Source organism: Desulfovibrio sp. 6_1_46AFAA, from assembly GCF_000224635.1.
Classification (GTDB): Bacteria; Desulfobacterota; Desulfovibrionia; order Desulfovibrionales; family Desulfovibrionaceae; genus Desulfovibrio; species Desulfovibrio fairfieldensis.
This window is the reverse complement of sequence record NZ_JH114302.1, coordinates 334,734-356,383: the sequence shown is the minus strand read 5'-3', so window position 1 is coordinate 356,383 and position 21,650 is coordinate 334,734. Positions and strand designations below refer to the sequence as shown.

18 protein-coding genes are annotated in these 21,650 nt (G+C 64.2%); 11 read left to right on the top strand and 7 right to left on the bottom strand.

Going from position 1 to position 21,650, the window contains the following annotated elements; translation table 11 throughout:
• The first annotated feature begins 2 nt into the window (after positions 1-2).
• The 4 genes from HMPREF1022_RS08280 (at position 3) to HMPREF1022_RS08265 (ending at position 3,861) form a co-directional block, all read left to right on the top strand.
• Positions 3-881 (top strand): sulfotransferase family protein, encoded by an 879-nt coding sequence (locus tag HMPREF1022_RS08280; protein ID WP_009302746.1) that lies wholly within the window; start codon positions 3-5, stop codon positions 879-881.
• A complete protein-coding gene (gene cbiR / locus HMPREF1022_RS08275; protein ID WP_009302745.1) occupies positions 878-1,714 on the top strand; it encodes a cobamide remodeling phosphodiesterase CbiR in 837 nt (278 codons plus the stop codon). The genes HMPREF1022_RS08280 and cbiR overlap by 4 nt, the downstream gene beginning before the upstream one ends.
• Positions 1,715-2,002: 288 nt before the next feature.
• Positions 2,003-3,091 (top strand): DHH family phosphoesterase, encoded by a 1,089-nt coding sequence (locus HMPREF1022_RS08270; protein WP_009302744.1) that lies wholly within the window; start codon positions 2,003-2,005, stop codon positions 3,089-3,091.
• A 14-nt stretch (positions 3,092-3,105) separates the two neighbouring features.
• Entirely contained in the window at positions 3,106-3,861 is a 756-nt protein-coding gene (locus HMPREF1022_RS08265) for a class I SAM-dependent methyltransferase (RefSeq protein ID WP_009302743.1), read from the top strand.
• Positions 3,862-3,874: 13 nt separating this feature from the next.
• Here the strand turns inward: HMPREF1022_RS08265 and HMPREF1022_RS08260 are convergent, their stop codons facing one another.
• From HMPREF1022_RS08260 to HMPREF1022_RS08250, 3 genes are all read right to left on the bottom strand, one after another.
• On the bottom strand, positions 3,875-4,534 hold the full coding sequence (locus HMPREF1022_RS08260) for a GntR family transcriptional regulator (protein ID WP_009302742.1): 660 nt from the start codon (positions 4,532-4,534) through the stop codon (positions 3,875-3,877).
• A 163-nt stretch (positions 4,535-4,697) separates the two neighbouring features.
• Entirely contained in the window at positions 4,698-6,098 is a 1,401-nt protein-coding gene (locus HMPREF1022_RS08255; RefSeq protein ID WP_009302741.1) for a Na+/H+ antiporter NhaC family protein, read from the bottom strand.
• 99 nt (positions 6,099-6,197) lie between these two features.
• Positions 6,198-7,205 carry a D-cysteine desulfhydrase gene (locus HMPREF1022_RS08250; protein ID WP_009302740.1) on the bottom strand — a complete coding sequence of 336 codons (1,008 nt, stop codon included), beginning with the start codon at positions 7,203-7,205 and terminating at the stop codon, positions 6,198-6,200.
• Between the two features lie 834 nt (positions 7,206-8,039).
• Here HMPREF1022_RS08250 and HMPREF1022_RS08245 point away from each other — a divergent pair.
• Genes HMPREF1022_RS08245 through HMPREF1022_RS08225 form a run of 5 tightly spaced genes read left to right on the top strand, consistent with a single transcriptional unit; the run spans position 8,040 to position 13,289 of the window.
• Positions 8,040-8,837: a 2-amino-3,7-dideoxy-D-threo-hept-6-ulosonate synthase gene (locus HMPREF1022_RS08245; protein WP_008683413.1), complete on the top strand. Its 798-nt coding sequence runs from the start codon at positions 8,040-8,042 to the stop codon at positions 8,835-8,837.
• Between the two features lie 5 nt (positions 8,838-8,842).
• Positions 8,843-9,826: a 3-dehydroquinate synthase II family protein gene (locus HMPREF1022_RS08240; RefSeq protein ID WP_008683412.1), complete on the top strand. Its 984-nt coding sequence runs from the start codon at positions 8,843-8,845 to the stop codon at positions 9,824-9,826.
• Between the two features lie 4 nt (positions 9,827-9,830).
• Positions 9,831-11,051, top strand: a complete 1,221-nt coding sequence (pheA, locus tag HMPREF1022_RS08235) for a prephenate dehydratase (RefSeq protein ID WP_009302738.1) — start codon at positions 9,831-9,833, stop codon at positions 11,049-11,051.
• Between the two features lie 4 nt (positions 11,052-11,055).
• The gene (locus HMPREF1022_RS08230; RefSeq protein WP_009302737.1) at positions 11,056-12,501 is read left to right on the top strand and encodes a 3-phosphoshikimate 1-carboxyvinyltransferase; all 1,446 of its coding nucleotides are present in this window, start codon (positions 11,056-11,058) and stop codon (positions 12,499-12,501) included.
• Complete coding sequence (locus HMPREF1022_RS08225) at positions 12,498-13,289, top strand: prephenate dehydrogenase/arogenate dehydrogenase family protein (protein ID WP_009302736.1); 792 nt, start codon at positions 12,498-12,500, stop codon at positions 13,287-13,289. The genes HMPREF1022_RS08230 and HMPREF1022_RS08225 overlap by 4 nt, the downstream gene beginning before the upstream one ends.
• A 117-nt stretch (positions 13,290-13,406) precedes the next feature.
• On the opposite strand, the gene HMPREF1022_RS08220 is transcribed toward HMPREF1022_RS08225, so the two are convergent.
• Positions 13,407-14,393, bottom strand: coding sequence for an aldo/keto reductase (locus tag HMPREF1022_RS08220; protein ID WP_009302735.1), 987 nt, complete (start codon positions 14,391-14,393; stop codon positions 13,407-13,409).
• A 200-nt stretch (positions 14,394-14,593) separates the two neighbouring features.
• On the opposite strand from HMPREF1022_RS08220, the gene HMPREF1022_RS08215 reads away from it, so the two are divergent.
• Both HMPREF1022_RS08215 and HMPREF1022_RS08210 read left to right on the top strand, forming a co-directional pair.
• Complete coding sequence (locus HMPREF1022_RS08215; protein WP_009302734.1) at positions 14,594-15,472, top strand: LysR family transcriptional regulator; 879 nt, start codon at positions 14,594-14,596, stop codon at positions 15,470-15,472.
• Positions 15,473-15,741: 269 nt separating this feature from the next.
• Positions 15,742-17,193, top strand: coding sequence for a sensor domain-containing diguanylate cyclase (locus HMPREF1022_RS08210; protein WP_009302733.1), 1,452 nt, complete (start codon positions 15,742-15,744; stop codon positions 17,191-17,193).
• On the opposite strand, the gene HMPREF1022_RS08205 is transcribed toward HMPREF1022_RS08210, so the two are convergent.
• The 3 genes from HMPREF1022_RS08205 to HMPREF1022_RS08195 are packed head-to-tail and all read right to left on the bottom strand — an operon-like array spanning position 17,186 to position 21,645.
• A complete protein-coding gene (locus HMPREF1022_RS08205; protein ID WP_008683403.1) occupies positions 17,186-18,433 on the bottom strand; it encodes an MFS transporter in 1,248 nt (415 codons plus the stop codon). The two genes, HMPREF1022_RS08210 and HMPREF1022_RS08205, sit on opposite strands and share 8 nt — an antisense overlap.
• A 48-nt stretch (positions 18,434-18,481) precedes the next feature.
• Positions 18,482-20,125 carry an amidohydrolase gene (locus HMPREF1022_RS08200; protein ID WP_009302731.1) on the bottom strand — a complete coding sequence of 548 codons (1,644 nt, stop codon included), beginning with the start codon at positions 20,123-20,125 and terminating at the stop codon, positions 18,482-18,484.
• A gap of 35 nt (positions 20,126-20,160) precedes the next feature.
• Positions 20,161-21,645, bottom strand: coding sequence for a tripartite tricarboxylate transporter permease (locus HMPREF1022_RS08195; RefSeq protein WP_008683399.1), 1,485 nt, complete (start codon positions 21,643-21,645; stop codon positions 20,161-20,163).
• Positions 21,646-21,650: the final 5 nt, after the last annotated feature.

Sequence of the window (21,650 nt, the reverse complement as noted above, 5' to 3'; positions counted from 1 at the left end):
TCATGAACGCCCCCGGCCGTCTCGTGCTGGTGCTGGGCATGCACCGCAGCGGCACCAGCACGCTGGCCAGGGGCCTGCGGGTTCTGGGGGTCGCGTTGGGCAAGAACCTGCTGCCCGCGCACCCCTGCAATCCCAAGGGCTTTTTCGAGGATGCCGGGTTCTATGCCTTCAACAAGGCTCTGCTGGCCCAACTGGGCCTGACCTGGCGCAGCCCGGAAGCGCCGGACGCGGCGGCGTTGCGGCGGCTGGCCGCCGGTCCGCCGGGAGTCACGGCCCTGGGGCTGCTGCGCGAAAAAAGCGCCGGACAGGCGATTCCAGGCCTCAAAGACCCGCGCATGAGCCGCCTGCTGCCCTTCTGGCGGCCGGTGCTGGCGGCTTCAGGCCTGCGCGCGCACTGCTGCATCGCCCTGCGCCACCCGGAAAGCGTGGCCCATTCCTTGTGGCAGCGGGACCGCCTGAACGCGGAACACAGCCACGCCCTCTGGCTCGCATACATGCTCGACGCTCTGGAAGGCAGCATCGGCCTGCCGCGTCTGCTGGCGGACTACGGCCTTCTGCTGCGCAAGCCCGAACACCAGTTGCAACGCCTGGGACATTTTCTGAATCTGCCCTTGGACCCGGCGGAGCTGACGCTGTTCGCGGACGATTTTCTGGACAAAACACTCTGCCACCACAGCCCGGCCGACGGCGCCGACCGGGAAAGCCCCGGCGGAGCCTGGGCGGCCCTGGCCCTCCGCCTGTATGAGGCCCTTGTCCCGGCGGCCGCTGATTCCCCTGAGCGCCGGGCGCTGGACGAACCGCGCCTAGCCCGCCTGGTGACGAGCCTGCGGCGTGAATCCGCCGCCCTGGCGTTTCCGGTCTCTCCGGAGACCCGGCCATGAGCGGGCAATCCACGGCCCATCCCCTGGCGGGCCGCCTGGCCGCGCCCTCCTTTGTGCTGCCCGGCACGGTGGCGGAAAACGCGCGTTTTCTGAGCGGCAGAGTGGACGAGATGGCCCTCTGCTTTTTTGAAGCCCAGGCCTGCCTGAAGTACGACGAAAATGATCTGCCGCCGGATTTGGCGGAACCTTCGGAATCAGGGACGTTGCGCTGCCACGTCCACTTGCCCGTGGACCTGCCCTGGCCCTCCCGCCACGGGACGGCGGCCGAAGCCGAAGCGGCGGCCGCGGCGGATCTGGCCCTGGCGGTCTGCGCCGGAGCCGCCTATCTGCATCCGGGCTTGGCCGTGCTGCACCCGCCCGCAGGTTCCCCGGCGCACAAACGCCGCCTGCTGCGCGCTTTCGCGGCCCGCTGGCAGGCCCGCAGCCGCATCCCCCTTTTACTGGAGAATGTGGATTCCTGTGACGTGCTGGAATTGGGAAAAACCTTTCCGGCGGACCACGGGCTGGGCCTCTGTCTGGACGTAGGGCATCTCCTGGGCTATGCTCAAGACCATCTCCTGAATTCCGAGCTGCCGGAAACAGCGGCCCTGGTTCATTGGAGCGCGCCCGGCAGGATGGATCAACACCTCCCGCTGACGAAATTCACAATGCGGCAACGCCGCACGGCGGCAGCTCTCATGGGCCGTCTGCCGCATACGGCTGTTCATCTGGCGGAAATTTTTCACTGGCCGGGCGTGGCGGCATCACTGCCCGTGCTGGCGGCGCTGGCCCGCGAAGCCCTGCCGGAAAAAACGGCCCCGAACGCACAGCCATATGAAAATACGCATTCATGAAAAATTTTTGTTCTTTATCAGGGGCGAAAGGATCATTCTCAGCGCTGCTATAACGCCTATCAGGGCATTTCAACGTTGAAACGCCCTAACGCCGAACACGGTGCGGCGCGCCGCGAAGACCGACCCGACGGGCGGCCCGTAGGGCCGTGCCTGTAGCCCAAAGGGCGTACGGGCATCGAGAGCAACGCGGCGTGGATTCCGGCGATAACCGCGTTTTTTGCCGGAATGACCCCTTTGAAACGTATAGCGTGCCAAAGGTAATCTACCCTGGAGCAGTTGACACTTTTCATGCCTGAACTGTTCCAGAAGGCCAAGGGGAGGGCCATGCCGGTCAACGCCGAACACATCGCCAGTTTCAAGCAATGGCGGCAAAATCTGGACAAGGACGACCGCTGGTGCATCATGATCAATGCCGATCCGGACGCCCTGGCTTCGGCCGTGGCGCTCAAGCGGCTCATGCTGCACAAGGTGCACAGCGTGGACATCATGCGCATCAACGAGGTGACCCGGCCGGACAATCTGGCCATGATCCGTTATCTGCGCATCCCGGCCAAACCCTGGCAGCCGGAAAAGGCGGGGCAGTACACCCGTTTCGGCATGGTGGACTCCCAGCCCCGGCACAATCAGGCCTTCGCGGGCATTTCCTACGACCTGATCATCGACCACCATCCCCTGACGGATCTCACGGACTGCACCACGCCCACGGCCTTTTGCGACATCCGGCCCGGCATCGGCGCCACCAGCACCATGATGACCCGCCTTCTCCAGGCTCTGCGCATGCGCCCAGGCCCGCTGCTGGCAACAGCCCTGCTCTACGGCATCCGTACGGACACGGCGGCCTTTGAGCGTTCCGGCGGCGAGGAAGATTTGCGCGCCTACCAGTGGCTCTCCCAGCATGCGGACAACAACTTGCTGCGCCGGATCGCCCGCAGCGAATATCTGCGCGCCTGGCTGCCGCTCTTTTCGCGCGCCTTCCGCTCGCTCACCGACTGCCGGGGCGGCGGAGCCCACGCCACGCTCGGCGAAATCAAGAGCGCGGACCTGCTGGTGGCCATTGCCGACTTCTTTACCCGCGTGCACGGCCTGAAGTGGATCGCTGTCAGCGGCATTGTGGACAAAACCGTGATCGTGATCTTTCGCGGCGACGGCGGGAGGGACATCGGCCGTCTGGCCGACGCCTGTTTTTACGACGTGGGCACCGCCGGCGGGCACCGCAACCTGGGCCGGGCGGAATTTCCACTTTCCGCCGTACCCGAGGGCGTCAAAGCCGCCGACTTTGTGCAGCAGCGTCTGCAGACCCGCAAGCTGCGCCCCAAAGCCGCGATCCAGCCCGGCCCTCCGGCCCCGGAACCGGCCCACCCTGTCGCCAAATCCTGATCGCGCTGAAAAAAATGGACTGGAACGCCGCGCTTTACCGGAAAAGCCATGGTTTTGTGGCCGAATACGGCAAAAATCTGCTGGCCTGCGTCCCGGAAGACGCCAGCCAATGTATTCTGGATTTCGGCTGCGGCACCGGCGAGCTGACCGCCGCCCTGGCCCGGAAAGCCGGGCAGGTAATCGGCGTGGACCAGTCCGCCGCCATGATCCGGGCGGCGCGCGAAAAGTACCCCGGTCCGGAATACCATGTTCTGGACGCGGCCGGTCTGGCCGTCCAGGGCTGGACGGCCCGTTTCGACCTGGTCTTTTCCAACGCGGTTTTTCACTGGATTCAGGATCAGGACGCGCTGCTGCGCGCCCTGCATGCGGTTCTGAAGCCGGGCGGCCTGCTGGTCTGCGAATTCGGCGCCCAGGGCAACGTGGCGGCCGTATGCTCGGCCTTTGCCTCGGCGTTGGCGGCTCGCGGCCGGACCCGGTCCGAGCCCTTCTATTTCCCCACCCCGGCGGCATACCGCCGGAAACTGGAAACAGCGGGCTTTCAGGTCCGCCAGATTGAGGACTACGACCGCCCCACGCCCCTGTCCGGCGGGGAAAACGGCTTGGCCCACTGGCTGGAACAGTTTTTCGCCGGGGATCTGGCCGGTTTTGAACAAGCGGAACAAGTGACAATCTTCCGCGAGGTGGAATGCGCCCTGCGGCCGCGCCTCTGGGACGGGGAGCAGTGGGTCGCCGATTACCGGCGGCTCCGGTTGCTGGCCGTCAGAAGCTGAACGACCGGGAGACTCAGTCCTCGCGGCGGCCGCAGACCAGGGCCAGGCGGCGGCCCGATTCCGCATAATGCTCCAGCAGGGTCCGCTGGATATGCCGGGGATCGCGCCCGCGCACGGCGTCGTAAATGACTTCGTGCCGCTGATAGAATTCACGCGGTGAAAAAAGCGTGTCCCAGCACTTGTAGTAGAGGAATTTGGAGATGTGCGCGCAGGAATTGCGCGCGATGCCCGCCATCAGACGATTGCGGCAAGGGGCCAGCAGGGCGTCGTGGAAGGCTTCGTCAATCTGGCTCAGCGCGGCCAGACCGGCGGCGGCGCGGCTCTGACGCCCCATTTCGGCCAGAATTTCTTCCACCCCGCCTAGGGCCTTGTCATCCCAGCGCTCCAGGGACTGGACAATGCAAGCCCCTTCCAGAGTGCCGCCCAGGCAATAGCTGTCTTCAATCTCCCGCGCCGTAAGATGCCGAATGAACTTGGCCTTCTGCGGCAGACCCGTGACCAGGCCCTGTTGCAGCAGGCTTTGCAGGGCTTCGCGCACCGGCCCCCGGCTGATGCCGAGGTGTTCGGCGATCTCGGTTTCACGGATGGGATCGCCGGGCGAAAGGGTGCCGTCCAGCAGGCGCTGCTTGATATAGGCGATGGCCTGGGCGCTGTACGTCTTGACCTGAGGCAAGGGGGGCTCCTCATGTTTTTGTCCTATGAGGTAGACTTACGCCGGCGTAATGTCAACATTTCCGGACGCGGGCGAACCTTTTCCCTCCCGTGCCCGCGGGAGCGATCACCCTGCCCCGGACAGCCGCTGATCGGGCCTGTCCGGGGCAGGATGGTTTGCATTGCTAGGCCGCCTCCCCGTTTTCGCCGGACTCGGCGAAACGGCGGTTCCAACCGGTCAGGACCGAGAAGAGCAGCACCGCCAGCAACGCCCAGGAGTAGGGATTGTACAGGGCAGCGCTGATGGGCGGCGCCGCGATGCCGTAACTCTCGGCCGCACTGTAGAGAGCGCCGTACCAGGCTGCCACGGCGATATGCCAGGGCAGGATGAAGAAGACAGTGCACACCGCGCAATCCATGAGGTTGGCGCGCCGCGCCGCCGCCAGGCGGAATTTTTCGCCCATGGGACGCACCAGGCTGGGGCCCACCAGAAGTTCCGCCGGTGCATTGGCCGAAATGGGAATGGACGCCAGAATGGTCACCCCCACGATGAAGAGTTCGGCCTGGCGCACGGTGGCCACCACGCTTTTCTGGGCGAACTCCAGAATCTTGCCCATGATGCCGCATTCCACAAGAATCTGGGTCACGGCCAGAATCAGGATGGCGAAGATAATGGCCCCCACCACGCCGTCGATGCCGGACTGGATGATGCCCGTGGAGCCCCCGGCCTTGGCCGGGATGCCGAAAATATCGCCGGGCTTGAGCGTGCCCGCGCAAATGCCCACCAGGGCCGCGGTCACGTTGCCGTAAATCAGGGCTTCAATGATATGCCTGCCGCGCAGGGCCGCAACCACGACCACCACCAGGGCCAGCAGCATGAACACGCCCGACGGATTCAGCGTGGCTTTGATTTCGGGCAGCACGCGCACCTCTCCGCCGCCGCCGAACATCAGAAAGACGATGCCCGAGATGACGGCCGCGCTCATGGCCAGCGGAAAACGGCTGCGCACCACCTCGCGCATGCTCGCGCCCTGGGTATACGCGGAAACAATGGTCGTGTCCGACACCGGGGCCAGATTGTCCCCGAAGGCCGCGCCGGACAGGATAGCCAGGCCGAGCATGGCCGGGTCCGCCCCCAGAAAGTAGCCCGCCGGGTACAGCACGGGCGTCAGGGCGATGCAGGTGCCCGTGCTGGTGCCCGTGCCCAGCGCGAAAAGCATGGCCGCCAGGAAGACCAGCAGGGTGAAGATTGCGCCCTGCGCCCCGGTGGTCATGCCCAGCCAAAGCAGACCGTTGACCAGGCCCCCGGCGGCCATGAGTTTGCCGAAAACCCCGGCGAACAGCCAGGCCGTAACGATGACGATGCCCGTCTTGTCGCCGATGCCGCGCATGGCGGCCTTGCAGTATTCCGCTTTGTCGCGGGCGAAAAACAGACCCACGGCCAGGGCCAGCCAGGCGCAGGCCCAGAAGGGCTTGGTGCCGCCGCGCCCGGCCACGGAGAGCCAGACCAGGCCAATGACAAGAATGGTCAGAGGCACCAGGCCGCCCAGCATGCCGCCGTACATCCGCAGTGTTTTTTCCTGCATGGTCCTTTTCCTTGCGCTTGTCCCGGCTGAGCCGGGAAACTGACGGGAAAGAGCCGCGCGCCCGGCTCAGTCAGAACGCACGGGCGCGCGGCGGGCCGTTTACGTATCCTTGCGGAAGGAATCCAGGTAGGCGAAGAGCGCCGGGGAACCGCCGGTATGCAGGAAAAGCAGGTTCGCGCCCTTTTTAAAATAATCTTTGCGCACCAGGTCCATCAGGCCGGACATGGCCTTGCCCGAATAAACCGGGTCCAGCAGGATGCTTTCGGTGCGCGCCAGGAGCTTGACCGCCTCCACCATGGCGTCGGTGGGCAGGGAGTAGCCCGGCCCCACATAATCGTCATAGGCCACCACGGCATCGCGCGGGATGTCCATGCTCACGCCCATGTATGCGGCCGTGTCTTGCATGAGCTTGTACACCGCCTCTTCCTGCGTGGGCTTTTTGCGGTTCACGCCGATGCCCGTGACCGGAATGTTCATGTGGCAGCCCAACAGGCCCAGCAGAAAGCCCGCATGCGTGCCCGCGCTGCCGCTGGGCACGATGATGTGATCGAAGTTGAGGCCCCGCTCGAACATCTGCTGCATGAGCTCCTGGGCGCACTGCACGTAGCCCAGCGCGCCCACAGGATTGGAGGCCCCACCGGGCACGATGTAGGGCTTGCGGCCCTCGGCGCGCAATTTGGCGGCCAGTTTTTCCATTTCCACCGGCATGGGGCTGCCGCCGGGCACCACGGTGATGCTCTTCACGCCCATGAGCTGATAGAGAAAATTGTTGCCCGACGCCTCGGGCTTATAACTGCCGGGCACGCGCTCCTCCAGGACCAGATGGCAGTCCAGGCCTTCCTTGACCGCCCAGGAGAGGGTCAGGCGGCAGTGGTTGGACTGCACGGCCCCGCAGGTGATGATGGTGTCCGCGCCCTGGGCCAGGGCATCGGCAATGGAGAAATCCAGCTTGCGGGTCTTGTTGCCGCCGCCCGCGCCGGGCAACAGGTCGTCCCGTTTGATCCAGATATTGGCCTTGTTGCCCAGCGCCTTGCTGAAGGCGGGCAGAAATTCCAGCGGCGTGGCTTCCCGCACATAGCCGCGGCGGGGGAAACGGGCGAGATTCATGGCAACTCCTTGGCGTGTTTGGCCGGATGCGGAAGCCCGGCGCGTTATTTTTTGTCACACGTTAAATGTTGACATTTTGTGTAATTCAGCTGTGACAAAATTCCCAATAGCTGTCAACAAGATTTTTCTACCGCACCGTTTTTCCCTGCCCGCAGCCGCGCGGAAAAAATTCGCATCCCCTGCGATGCCTCTTCGGCCCGGCTCCACCACAAGGTTCCCAACGTTCTGGAGTAAAAACCGCCGCTCTCTCCCGCTGATATGACAGTAAAGGGGAAGCGCACGCCGGAATTCACGCGTTTCGCCCCCAAGGGCACGGGATGCGTCGATGTTTCTGCGGTGGAACGCTCAACCCGGCCCAGGAGATTTTCAGCGGCGTCAGCCTCCTGGACCTGCGTCCAGACGTTCCCATCACGTTCAGCCTCTCGGGCCGGGCCTTCAAAAAATACGGCCTGACCGGGAAGGTGGCCGGAGCTTTCCCCGGCACAACGGGGCCAGGGCCTTCGCGGCCAGGTTCAGCATCCACAAACAACCTCCCGTGAAAAATATCCCGTAATTTTTTATTGACATCCGCCGGGCCCGGGGCTACTCACATTTCAACACGGAGTTTTACGTCATGTCCCGATTTGTTCCCGCCACCGCTTCCTCGTACGCCGCCGGCTTCAGCTGGTATTTTTTTGCGTACTTTACCGAAGCCTGTGGTCGGGAACTTCGCTGACGTTCATTGTCCGCAAGTTCAAAGGGCCGCAGGCATACCACCTGCGGCCCTTTTTTGTTTTCGGCCGTAGGTGGGCTGTCCGCAAAACATGCTGACACACAACAAGAAAGGAGTTTCCCATGTACCTCGGCAAAAAAGTCCGTCTGGAGCGCATCATCAATCGTGAGAACGGCCGCACCATCATCGTGCCCATGGACCACGGCGTCACCCTCGGCGCGGTGGAGGGCCTGATCGACATGCGCGAGGCCGTCAACGACATGGCCATGGGCGGCGCGGACGCGGTGCTCATGCACAAGGGCCTGGTGCGCTGCTCCCACCGCAACGCGGGCAAGGACGTGGGCCTCATCGTCCATCTTTCCGCCTCCACGGCCCTCTCGCCCTGCGGCAACACCAAAACCCTGGTGGGCACCGTGGAAGAAGGCATCAAGCACGGCGCGGATTGCGTCTCCGTGCACATCAACCTGGGCGACCCCAACGAGCGCCTGATGCTCACCGACCTGGGCCGGGTGGCCGAAGCCTGCGACAACTGGCACATGCCCCTGCTGGCCATGGTTTACGCGCGCGGCCCGCAGGTGAAGAACAGCTACGATCCCGAAGTGGTGGCCCACTGCGCCCGCGTGGGCGTGGAGCTGGGCGCGGACATCGTCAAGGTGCCCTACACCGGCGACATCGAGAGCTTCTCCGACGTGGTTTCGGCCTGCTGCGTGCCCGTGGTCATCGCGGGCGGCGAACGCATGGAATCCACCCGCCAGATTCTGGAAATGGTCCATGATTCCCTCAAGGCGGGCGGCGCGGGCATTTCCGTGGGCCGCAACGTCTTCCAGCATCCCAACCGCGTGAATCTGGTCAAGGCCCTGCGCTCCATCGTGCACGAGGACGCCGACGTGGATCAGGCCCTCAAGGTCGTGGGAGAGTAGGCTCCATGTCCCGCATCTATTTCCGTTGCGCGCCCTTTGACAAAGGGCAGGTCACCCTGGCTCTGGAATCCGGCGTGGACGGCGTCATCGTGCCGCGCGACCATGTGGAGCGTGTGGCGGCGCTGTCGCGCTGCCCGGTCTGGGCCGACGAGGACGTGGCCGTGGCGGCGCTCACGGTCAAGGCTGACGAGGAGGCCGTGCTGGCCCGCCTCAAAAACGGCGAACGCGTGGTGCTGGCGCGCGGCTGGGAGGTCATTCCGGTCGAGAATCTGCTGGCCCAGAGCGACGCGGTGCTGGCTGAAGCCGGGAGCCTGGACGAGGCCCGCCTGGCCGCGGGCATCCTGGAGCGCGGCGTGGACGGCATCGTGGTGCGGCCCGAAGCTCTCGGCGAGCTCAAGGCCATCGTGGCCCAGTGCAAGCTCTCCCAGGGCCGCGAGCATCTGCTGCCCGGCGTGATTACCCGCGTGGAGCCCGTGGGCCTGGGACACCGGGTCTGCGCGGACACCCTCTCCCTGCTGCGCCGGGGCCAGGGCATGCTGGTGGGCAATTCCAGCGCCTTCACCTTTCTGGTGCACGCCGAAACCGAGCACAACGAATACGTGGCCGCACGGCCTTTCCGGGTCAATGCAGGAGCCGTGCACGCCTACACGCGCCTGCCCCACGACAAGACCACCTATCTGGGCGAACTGCGCGCCGGGCAGGAAGTGCTCATCGTGGGCGCGGACGGCGAAACCAGCGTGGCGACCCTGGGCCGGGTCAAGATTGAGGTGCGGCCCATGCTCCTGATCGAAGCCCGGGTGGAATGCGAGGGCGGCACCAAAACCGGCGCCATCTTCCTCCAGAACGCGGAAACCATCCGGCTCACGGGCCCGGACGGCACGCCGCTGAGCGTGGTAGGCCTCAAGCCCGGCGATACGGTGCTCTGCCGCATCGACGAGGCGGGCCGTCATTTCGGCATGCGCGTGCGCGAAGAAATCCGGGAGGTCTAGGGGCATGGACGACGCCAAGGCACATTGGCCCCAGGGCCGGGATACGGAAAACGGAATGGAGGGCGCGCAACGCCTGGCCGCCATCCGCAAGGAAATCGACAGCGTGGATCTGGAGCTGCTCCGGCTTTTCAACCGCCGCGCGGACCTGAGCCTGGAAGTGGGCCGGATCAAGGCCACGGAGCCGGGCATAATCTTCAAGCCGTTGCGCGAGCGCGAAGTGCTCGACGGCCTGGCGGCCAAAAATCCCGGCCCCCTGCCGGAGGAACATCTGCGGGCCATCTGGCGGGAGATCTTCTCTTCCTCGCGCGCCCTGCAACGCCCGCAGAACGTGGCCTATCTGGGGCCGGAAGGCACCTTTTCCTATTTCGCGGGCGTGGAATATCTGGGCCACGCGGCCAGCTTTCACCCCTGCGGAGACATTACCCAGATTTTCGAGGAGGTCAGCTCCGGCCAGTGCGAACTGGGCGTGGTGCCCCTGGAAAATTCCCTCCAGGGCACGGTGGGCGTGAGTTTTGACCTTTTCCTCAAGCACGAGGTTTTCATTCAGGCCGAGCTTTTTTCGCGCATTTCGCACTGCCTGCTGAGCAACGCCCCGGCCCTGGCCGCCGTGCGCACGGTCTATTCCCACCCGCAGCCCCTGGCCCAGTGCGGCGGCTGGCTGCGCGCGCATCTGCCGGGCGCGGCCCTGATCCCGGTGGAATCCACGGCCGCGGCGGCACAGCGCGCGGCGGGCCAGCCGGACGCGGCGGCCATAGGCCACGGCAAACTGGCCGACATGCTCGGTCTGGGCGTGCTGGCCCGGCGCATTGAGGACGAGCCCGGCAACTGGACGCGTTTTGTGATCATCGGCCCCAAATCGGCCCAGCCCGGCCAGAGCGGCATGGCGCCCCGGCCCATGCCCGGCCACACCGGCGCGGACAAAACCTCCCTGCTCTTCACCCTGCCGGACAAGGCCGGTTCCCTTTCCACGGTGCTGGACCTGCTGGCCGGAAATGACATCAACATGCGCAAGCTGGAATCCCGCCCCCTGCGCGGCCAGTGCTGGAAATACGTCTTTTTCGCTGATGTGGAGAGCGATCTGGAAGACCCGCGCCACGCCGCCCTGCTGGAGCGGCTGCGCAACGCCTGCACCAGCTTCCGCATCCTGGGCAGCTATCCCACCGGCCCGCAGCTGGACCGCATGAGTCTCAGCGGGGACGACGCTTCCGACGAACAAGGTATGTAAGACCATGCTTCAAAACACAGATCAGACTTCAGTCGTTACGGTCACGGCCCCGGCCTCCAAATCCCTGTCCCACCGCTACCTCATCGGCGCGGCCCTGGCCGGGGGCGAATCCACGGTGCGCCACACCTTGGAAAGCGCGGACCTGGAATGCACCAGAGCTATTCTTTGCGGCGCGGGCGCACGCATGGAAGCGCTCGACGCCTCCGGCAACGGGGCGGGAAACAACAGCGGCGGCTGGCGGGTTCAGGGACTGGGCGGCGCGCCGCGCGGCGGCCGGGGGCGCCCCCTGGATTGCGACGTGCGCGAATCCGGCACCACCTGCCGCCTGCTCACGGCCGTACTGGCCGCCGGTGAAGGTCTGTTCCGCGTCCACGGTTCAAAACGCATGCACGAGCGCCCCATCGGCGACCTCACCGACGCCCTGACCCGGCTGGGCGCGGGCGTGGCCTTTGAGGGCAAACCCGGCTGCCCGCCCCTGCTGCTTCAGGCCCACGGGCTGAACCCCGCCCTGGCCGACGGCATAATCCACCTGGGCATGGATATGTCCAGCCAGTATTTTTCCGGCCTGCTGCTGGCCGCGCCGTTCTGCGCCACGCCGCTCAGCGTAGAGCTGGCCGGGCGCAAAGCCGTGTCCTGGCCCTATGTGGGCCTGACCCTGCAATGTCTGACGGATTTCGGCATCAGCTTCAGCGTGGAAACGCGCAAGAACGAGGCCGCCCCCTGGCAGACCCTGCCGGAAGGAGACTGGCGCGATCTGGCCGAGGCCCGCCCCGGCTGCCTGCGCGTCACTATGCGGCCCGGCGCATATCGGCCCGGCGACTATACGGTGGAGGGCGACTGGTCCGGCGCGTCCTATTTTCTGGCCGCGGGGGCCCTGGGCCGCAGGGCCGTGCGTGTGCGGGGCCTGCGTGCCGACTCTCTGCAGGGCGACCGCGCCATGCTGGGCATCCTTCAGAAAATGGGCGCGCGTCTGGAGGTGGAGCCCGACGCGGTCACGGTGTACCCCTCCGAACTGCACGGCGTGGCCCTGGACATGGGCTCCTGCCCGGACCTGGTGCCCACGGTGGCCGTGCTGGCCGCCTTTGCCAAGGGTTCCACGCGCATCAGCAACGTGGCCCATCTGCGGATCAAGGAGTCGGACCGCATCAACGCCCCGGCCACGGAACTGGCCAAGACGGGCGTGACCGTGGACGAACTTTCGGACGGCATGCTGGTCAGCGGGACAGGGGGAACGGGGGGCATGGGCGGACGCCTCCGCAACAGGCCCGCCGCGCCGCGTCTGCCCGAAGGCGCGACGCTTTCCGCGCATAACGACCACCGCATGGCCATGTCCCTGGCCCTGCTGGGCCTGCGCGATCCCGGCCTGCGCGTGCGCGAGCGCCTGGACGACCCCACAGTGGTGCGCAAGTCCTTCCCGCAGTTCTGGGACGTCTGGAGCCGACTGCAATGAGCCCGAGCAAAAACCTCCCCGGCGCGGCTACCCCCGCCAAAACCGTCATCATCGGGGCGACCGGACGCATGGGGGCCATGCTCTGCGCCAGGTCCCGGGCCGCCGGACTGACTGTGGCGGGCGCGGATCAGCCCCTGACGCCGGAGATTCTGGCCCCGGCCTGCGCCGGGGCGGACCTGGCCCTGATCTGCGTGCCCGCCGCCGTGTTCGAGGACGTGCTGTTGCGCGTCCGCCCACATCTGCCGTCAAATACAGTGCTGGCCGACATTACCTCGGTCAAGGAACACCCCCTGCGCCAGATGGAGCGGCTCTGGCCCGGCCCGGTGGTGGGCACTCATCCCCTTTTCGGCCCCCAATCCGAGCCGGATGCGGACCAGCCCGTGGCCGTGATTCCCGGCCGCAACGCCACGGATAAAGATCTGGACCTGACCGAGGGCTTTTTCACGGCCCTGGGCTGCCGAACCTTCCAGACCACGGCGGAAAAGCACGACCAGGCCATGGCCCGCATCCAGAACATGAACTTCATCACCAATCTGGCCTATTTCGCCCTGCTGGCCGGGCAGGAGGACCTGCTGCCCTTTCTCACCCCGTCCTTCCGCCGCCGCCGGAACGCGGCGCGCAAGATGCTCACCGAGGACGCGCAGCTCTTCGCCGGTCTGTTCGAGGCCAATCCTCACAGCCACGAGGCCGTGCGCCAGTACCGCCAGATGCTCAATCTGGCCGCGGCCGGAGATATCGACCTGCTCTGCCGCCGCGCTCAGTGGTGGTGGCGGGACGGCGCGGCTTAGGGCCTCTTGACACTAGACGAGATGGGCTTTGAAATTGTTCCGAAGGCGAACAACAGACAGGCAATGTTTGAAAGGCTCCGGCCCCCGCAAGAGGGACCGGAGCCTTTCAAACATTGCTTACCAGGCATAGGCCTGCGGCGCTTCTCCGCCCGGACCGGGCCAGATTTCGTCGAGCGCGCGAAGCGTGTCGGCGTCAAGCGCGACATCCAGCGAACAAAGGGCGGACGTCAGTTGCTCCAGAGTGCGCGGGCCGACAATCGGCGCGGCCACAACCGGGTTATGGAGCAGCCAGGCCAGAGCGACGTCGGCCGGGCGTTCGCCCAAATCGTCGCACAGGGCTTCGTACTTCTCAAGCCGGGGACGGCAGCGCTCAACGGCCTGCCGCATTTCCGGAGCCGCGCGGCGGCCGTCCCTCACCCCCCGCAGGACTCCGCCCAGCAGCCCGCCGCCCAGCGGGCTCCACGGAAGCAGGCCCAGACCGTAATAACGGCACGCCGGAATCACTTCCAGTTCCACATTGCGCACCGCGAGATTGTACAGGCTCTGCTCGGCGACCAGGCCCATGAAACGGCGCGAGCGGGCCTCGGCCTGGGCCGTGGCGATGTCCCATCCGGCGAAGTTGCTGCTGCCGATATACAGGACCTTGCCCTGCCGGACCAGAAGCTCCATGGCCTGCCAGATCTCTTCCCACGGAGTCAGCCTGTCGATATGGTGCATCTGGTACAGGTCGATGTGATCGGTCTTCAGTCTTCGCAGGCTGTCTTCGCAGGCCTTTCTGATGTGGCAGGCGGACAAACGCCGGTCGTTGGGCCCCAGATCCATGGGCTGATAGACCTTGGTGGCCAGCACGATCCGGTCGCGCCGACCGCTTTTCTCAAGCCAGCGCCCGATAATTTCTTCGGAGATGCCGAAGCCTTTTTCCATATCGGGGCGTTGCGGGCCGCCATAGACGTTGGCGGTGTCAAAAAAATTGATGCCGGATGCCACGGCCTCGTCCATGATTCTGAAAGCCACGGCTTCGTCCGTCACAAAACCGAAATTCATGGTTCCGAGACAAAGGCGGCTGACCTTCAGGCCGGAACGTCCAAGCTGCGCGTATTGCATGTTGTTTTCTCCCTGTATTGCGTTTTATAGTTAAGAACATGACGCGTTCCCCCGGTGGAACAGACAAAGCCGTCCCGCACCGGCAAAAGGAAAATAAGCAGCAACATAATACATGTAAAATACTTATATTTTATCATAATTAATGCTTTAAAAGCATACTTTAAATTATGGCTGCTTTCGCGGATGGAGAAAAAATTACCATGGATATAAAAGTATTGCGGTATTTTCTGGCGCTTGCCAAAGAGGAAAGCGTCACCGGAGCGGCAAAATATCTGCATCTGACGCAGCCCACGCTCTCCAGGCAGCTCAGCGAACTGGAAGATGAGCTCGGCACGGCGCTGTTCATCCGCGGCAGCCGCAGGATCACCCTGACGGATGAAGGCATGCGCCTGCGCAAACGCGCGGAGGAAATTCTGGAGCTTGTGCGGAAAACCGAAGCCGAATTCCAGGCTCCGCCGGAAGGCGTCAGCGGGGATATCTATATCGGCGGCGGTGAAACCCATGTCATGGGATGTCTCGCCGAGGTCATAAAGACACTGCAGCAAGAATACCCCCGAATATGCGTTCATATCTTCAGCGGCGACGCCGATGCCGTGACGGAGCGGATTGACAAGGGCTTGCTTGACTTCGGCCTGTTAATTGAACCGGCCAACACAAGTCGCTATGAATCCCTGCTGCTTCCGGCAACGGATACCTGGGGCGTGCTGATGCGCAGGGACAGCCCGCTGGCGGAACAGAAATCCGTACGCCCCGAAGACTTGTGGGAGTTGCCGCTCATTCCCGCAAGCCAGCGGCTTGTCGATGACAGACTCTCAAAATGGATCAGACGCGACGTGAAAAAGCTGCATATTGTCGCCACGTATAATCTGCTTTTTAATGCAACGATCATGGTTGAAAAAGGCATCGGCTACGCCCTGGGCATTGACAGGCTCGTGAATACGACGGGAAACAGCAACCTCTGCTTCAGGCCGTTTGATCCGGCCCTGACCGTTGAGGTGAATTTTGTATGGAAACGCTACCAACTGTTTTCAAAACCCGCCGAGCTGTTTTTGCAACGTCTGAAAAAAACCTTCGGGTAATGAGCAGTCTACGGCAGGGAGGAACGAAAACAAAGAGATATGCGAGAGCGCGCAAAGGTTCAGCGCCGCCCGTATTTCCATTGCGGCGAAGCGGATTGAGCGGGCCTTGCCCCTGACCGCCGCGCGGAAAAGCCTTCTTCCCCGCCGCCTTGCGCCGTCACACGCTTCGTGGCAGAACAGCGTATCCGGTTCCGCTTCGGCCGAACCGCAAAAATGCCTTTCGCACGGCGGTTCGCAGCCCGCGCGGCGAGCTCCGTTGCTGGGATCTCATGAAATATATTCTGCGCCACATCAAACTCATTGTCTGCTGCATCATCATCCTGGGTTTCGCCTGCGTCACGCTGGAAAGCCACCGCGCCTACAAGCAGGTTTTCGACCACAACATCCGCAGTATCTCGGAACTCGGTTCCCTGACCATCTACCATGAAATCGACAAGGCCTTGAGCATGCCCGTGGCCGTCTCCCTGTCCATGGCCAACGACAGTTTCCTGCGGGCCTGGCTTGAGGAGGAGCAAAAGCGCCCCGGCGACGCCGCCCATATTCGGCAATTACAGAATTACCTGGCGGGACTGCAAAAAAAATTCAAATACAATTCCGTCTTTGTTGTTTCCCAAGCCAGCCGGACCTATTTTCACTATGAAGGCAAATCCGGCAAAACCATCTCCCCGCGCAACGCCCGCGACACCTGGTACTACGACTTTTTGAAAAGCGGCCGCCTCTACGGCCTGGACGTGGACCGGGACGAAGCGGACCACAATGCGCTCACGGTCTTCATCAACTGCCGCGTCGACGACGACAACGGCAAGCTGCTGGGCGTCCTGGGCGTGGGCATGAAGATGCACCGCCTCCAGGACATCCTGACTTCCTATGAACGGCGTTTCGCGCTCAAGGCCTTTCTGGTCAACGACGTGGGCGTGATCCAGGTTGCCTCGGACAACGCGCTGATTGAAAACCGCAATCTCTTCGCCACACCGCCGCTGTCCGAACTTAAGGACAAACTGCTCGGGCACAAGGATGAAACCGAGGGGCGCTGGTCCGGCTTGGGCTCCCGGAACATCTGCATGCTGTCCCGTTATGTGGACACCCTGGGCTGGTACCTGATTGTGGAAAAGGACACCTCCCCGCTCCGGAGCGCCTTCAGAGTGCAGCTGATCCAGAGCGCGGTCACGGCCCTGCTGGTGATCGCCGCCGTTCTGCTGCTCATTTCCTATCTCATGAACCGCCACGGCAAGATGCTGGAAAAACTCGCGGTCACGGACAAACTGACCTCCCTGCCCAACCGGGGCGCGCTGGGCGACATCATCAGCCGGGAGGTGGAGGCCGCCCGCGACTGGAAGCGGACCTGCCACGCCTTTCTGTTCGATGTGGATTTCTTCAAGCAGATCAACGACCGGCACGGGCACCTGGCCGGTGACCGCGTGCTGGTGCTGGCGGCCCGGCTGGCCCGCGAAAATGCGGGCGAAGACGGCATGGTGGCGCGCTGGGGCGGCGATGAGTTCTTCGGCCTGCTCCATGCCGACGCGGAGGAAAGCCGCGCCCTGCTGGAGCGGCTGCTGGCCGCCATGCGCGAGCACCCGGAACTCAGAAAATGGGGCGTCTCCCTGAGCATCGGCGTCACTCGCATTAAGGAGACGGACGATATGGACAGTCTGGTCTCGCGCGCGGACGAGGCCCTGTACCGCTCCAAAAAAGACGGCCGGGACCGTCTCTCCTTTATCTGATCCTTTTCGGCGTTGCCGCCGCATGCCTGCGCGCGGCGCTTTCCACGGCCTCGCTTTCGCGCAGCAGCAGCGTCAGGCCCAGCGAGGCCAGCAGGCTCACGCCAAAAATGACGTCCGAGGCGGCGTAGCTGCCGGTGAGGTCATGGGAAAGTCCCATGACGGGAAATCCCGCGCTGCGCAGAATGATGAAGATGGAAATAAACTTGTAGGACGGCAGAAAATTGCCGTTGCCGAAAAAATAGGAAACCACGGCGGGCAGAATGGTCCACAGGCCGCCGATGCAGCCGCCGAAGCTCAGGCTGAAAGCCGTCATGCTCCAGATGCCGGGCGGCAGAAAGCAGAGGCCCAGGCTCGCCGCACTGCATAGCATGACCAGACGCGCGGCGAAAAGCGGGGTGAACCGGTCGCAGACCCAGCCCCAGGCGTATTTGGCCAGGGCCGCAAACAGCGCCGCGGCACAGGCCAGCAGCATGGCCGTGTACGCCTCCAGCCCCAGATCCGCGAAACGCGGCTTCATCTGGCTCATGATCGACGAACCGGCCATAAGGGCCATGCCGAAGGCCAGGCCTAGAAACCATGCTCGCGGCTCGTGCAGCATGCCGGAAAACGAAACCTCCGCGGGAGGCCGCCTGGGACGCCGGGGCTCGCGCCGCCTGCCGTCGGGATACAGATGCATGGCCCGGGGCGTGTCGCGCACCAGAAACCAAGTCAGAGGAGCCAGAGCGCAGGTCAGCAGGCCCAGAACCAGATAGGCCGTGCCCGCGTCAAAATGCCGGATCAGCACCAGGCTCAGAAACGGCAGCGCCACACCGGAAAGGGACGTCCCCGCGTTGGCCAGGCCGAAGGCCCGGCCCCGGTAATGATGAAACCAGTTGTTCATAAGGGCGTTGCCCACCACCCCGCCGCAGAACTGGGTGCAGACCCAGGCGATGGTGAACAGCAGGGTATAGAGCAGGATGTTCCCGGTAAGGCCCATGACCGCCGTGGCAGCGCCGCCCGCCAGCGCCCCCAAGGCCATGAGCCGCCGCAGGGAGCAGCGGGCGGAAACCGCGGCGGCCAGAGGCATGGCCAGTTGCCCCATAAGCGCGGCAAAGCCCATACTGAGATTGAGTCCCGCCCGTGTCCAGCCATGAACCTCGCACAAGGGTTCCATGAAGGCGTTCATGCAGTAAAGCACGCTGCCCTGCAGCATAAAGTTACCGCCCATGGAAAGCAGGCTGATCTTCCATCCGTAAAACACGCTTCTCCCCCGTGCCGCAGCCGTGTTGCGAGCTCGCCGCGCGCCGTTTCAGCATTCCCCGAACACGAGCTCATTGCCCACCAGCACGCCGACGACGCTGATGTCGCGCAGACGCCGGGGGGCCACGGCCAGCGGGTTTTCGGCCAGAATGGTCATATCCGCCAGCTTGCCAGGCTCAAGGCTGCCCTTGATCCGCTCCTCGTGAAACTGCCAAGCCCCCCAGGTGGTCACGCTGCGCAGGGCCTCCAGAACCGGAATTGTTTGCTCTTCTCCCAGCACGCGGCCCGAAGCGGTGCGCCGGTTGACGGCCGACCAGACCGAAAGCAGCGGGTCCATGGGCGTCACGGCGGAGTCGTTGTGATTGGTAAAGGGAATCCGCCGTTCAAGGGCGCTGCGCAGGGGGTTGATGCGCCCGGCCCTGTCCGGGCCGAGAAAAATCTCGTGATGCCTGTCCCCCCAGTAATAGGTATGCACCACAAAGAAGGAGGGCACCACGCCCAGCCGCCTGATGCGGTCCAACTGGTCCTCGCGCGCGGTCTGGCAGTGAATGATGATATGACGCCTGTTCACGTCGGGCAGGGCTTTCTGGGCCTGCTCATAGGCCTCCAGCACGTCGTCGATGGCCGCGTCGCCGTTGGCATGCACGGCGACCTGCCAGCCCTTTTTGTGGTAGCCCGTGATCAGCTCCGCCAGGGCCGCGCGCGTATGGATGGCATAGCCGCGCCACTGGCCGGGAAGCCCGGCGTCGAGAAGCTTATGGTAGGGATTGCTTAGATAGCCCGTGTAGCCCTGGATGCTGCCGTCCTGAAAGAGCTTGACCGCGCCCAGGCTGAGTTTGCCGTCGCCGGTCAGCCAACCGCCCGGCGCCGGGTCGCGCGGGGCCAGACTGAAGTCGAACAGGCCGTGCTTGGGCAGAAGCTGTACCCGGTTTCTGATGATGCCCGCCGCATGCGCCTTGAAATAATTGTGCCACATGGCCGTGGTCACGCCGCCGTCATGGGCTGTGGTCACGCCCTTGGCCAAGTAGTCCTCGCAGGCCCGGCGGGCTGAAATCAGCCACAGTTCGCCGGTCATGGCCGGAGCCGCCTCCAGCACCCTGTCCATGGCCGCGGGCTCCTCCACAAGGCCGGTCAGGGCCCGGTCCGGCCCCCGCCGGAACAGCCCGCCCGCCGGGTCCGGCGTGTCCGGGCCGATGCCCGCCGCGGCCAGGGCCAGACTGTTGCACAAGGCCGAATGCCCGGAAATGTGCCGCAGAAACAACGGATGCTCCGGCACAAGGGCGTCCAGCTCCGCCAGGCTGAAGTGGCGCTTTTCAGCCAGGCCCGTATCATCGTACCCCGCGCAGAGCAGCCATTCGCCCTTGGGCGTTTCCACGGCTCCGGCCCTGATGCGCCCGGCCAGTTCCGCCAGGGTCTTCAGACTGCCGATGGGCGCGGCAAAGGCGTCCAGATACAGGGCGTTATACATGCCCGCGCGCATATAATGGCTGTGGCAGTCGTAAAAGCCGGGCAGCATGGTCCGTCCCTTGAGGTCCACGAGCCGCGTGTCCGGGCCGCGCAGGGGAGCCACGTCATCCGGTCCGCCCACCGCCGCGATTCTGTCGCCGCGCACGGCCAGGCAGGAGGCCGTGGAAGCGCGCGAGTCCATGGTCAGGATGGTTCCGTTATGATAGATATGGGTGGCGGCAGGCATAGCGCGTCCTTCTGTTTTTTAGGGTAGTGGCGGCCTCAGCTCCGGGCCGCAGCTTTTTTCCATTCCTTGCGCAGCAGATTGAACAGGATGAACAGGCTGATGCACAGAAAAACGGCGCACACCGGCCGGGTGAGAAAGACCGTGTAGTCATTGTCGGAAATACTCAGGGCGCGGCGAAAATTGGTTTCAATGATGCCTGAGAGGATCATGGCCAGCAGCAGCGGGGCCAGCGGAATGGAAGCCTTGGTCATGATCCAGCCCAGGATGCCGAAGACCGCCATCACCCCCAGATCGAAATTGGAATTATTCAGGGCGTAGCCGCCCACCACACAGAGCGTGGTGACCAGCGGCATGAGGATGCCGCCGGGGATGCTCACGATTTTTGAAAACACCCGTACCGAAGCCATGCCCAGAACCAGCATGAAGACATTGGCCAGGAGCAGGGAAATGAAGATGCTGTAGACCAGGGCACCCTGCTCCTGAAAAAGCAGCGGACCGGGCGTCATGCCCTGGATCATCAGCGCGCCCAGAATGACGGCGGTGACCACGTCGCCGGGAATGCCCAGGGTCAGTAGGGGAATGAGCGCCCCGCCGGTCACGGCGTTGTTGGCCGACTCCGTGGCCGCGAGCCCCTCTATGGCCCCGTTGCCGAAGGCTTCCGGATGCCTGGAATTGCGCTTGGCCTCACTGTAGGCCGCGAACGAGGCCGTTCCCGAGCCCGTGGCGGGCACAATGCCGATAAAGGTGCCGATCAGCGAGCCGCGCAACAGCGCGCTTCTGTTGGCCCAGATTTCCGCAAGGGAGATGCCCTTTCTGGAAATGTTCACAGCCGAAAGACGCTTGCCGCGAAAGACGTCCTCGCAGGTGAGAAAAACCTGCGAAAGCGCGTACAAGCCCACCAGAGCCGGGATCAGCGACACGCCGTTGATCAGGTTGGCGGAATCAAAGGTCAGGCGCAGATTGCCGGTGAGCGGATCCATGCCCACCATGGCGATGAGCAGGCCGAGGCAGGCCGCGATGCAGCCCTTGAGCAGCGCGCCCTCGGACAGGGTCGCCACGATGGTCAGGCCGAAAATGCCCAGGGCGAAATACTCCGGCGCGCTGAAATTCAGGGCGAAGCGCGCGAGCTGCGGGGCCACCCCGGCCAGGATGAAGCAGGAAAACACGCCGCCGATAAAGGAAGCCACGGTGGTCATTTCCAGGGCGCGCAGCGATTCCCCCCTGGCGGTCAGCCGTGGGCCTTCAAGCATGGTGGCCGCGGCCGCCGCTGTGCCCGGCGTGCTGACCAGAATGGCCGTGATGGAACCGGCGTAAATGGCCCCGCAGTACATACCGAGCAGGGAGGAAAAGGCCACCACCGGGGGCAGCCCGAAGGTCAGGGGGATGAGCAGGGCCACGCCCATGACGGCCGTGAGCCCCGGCAGGGCTCCGAACACGATGCCCAGCGCCACGCCCAGAAGATTCGCCAGCAGCGCCTCAAAGCCGCACGCCGCGGCCAGTGCCGAAAGGAAAGTATCCATAGGCT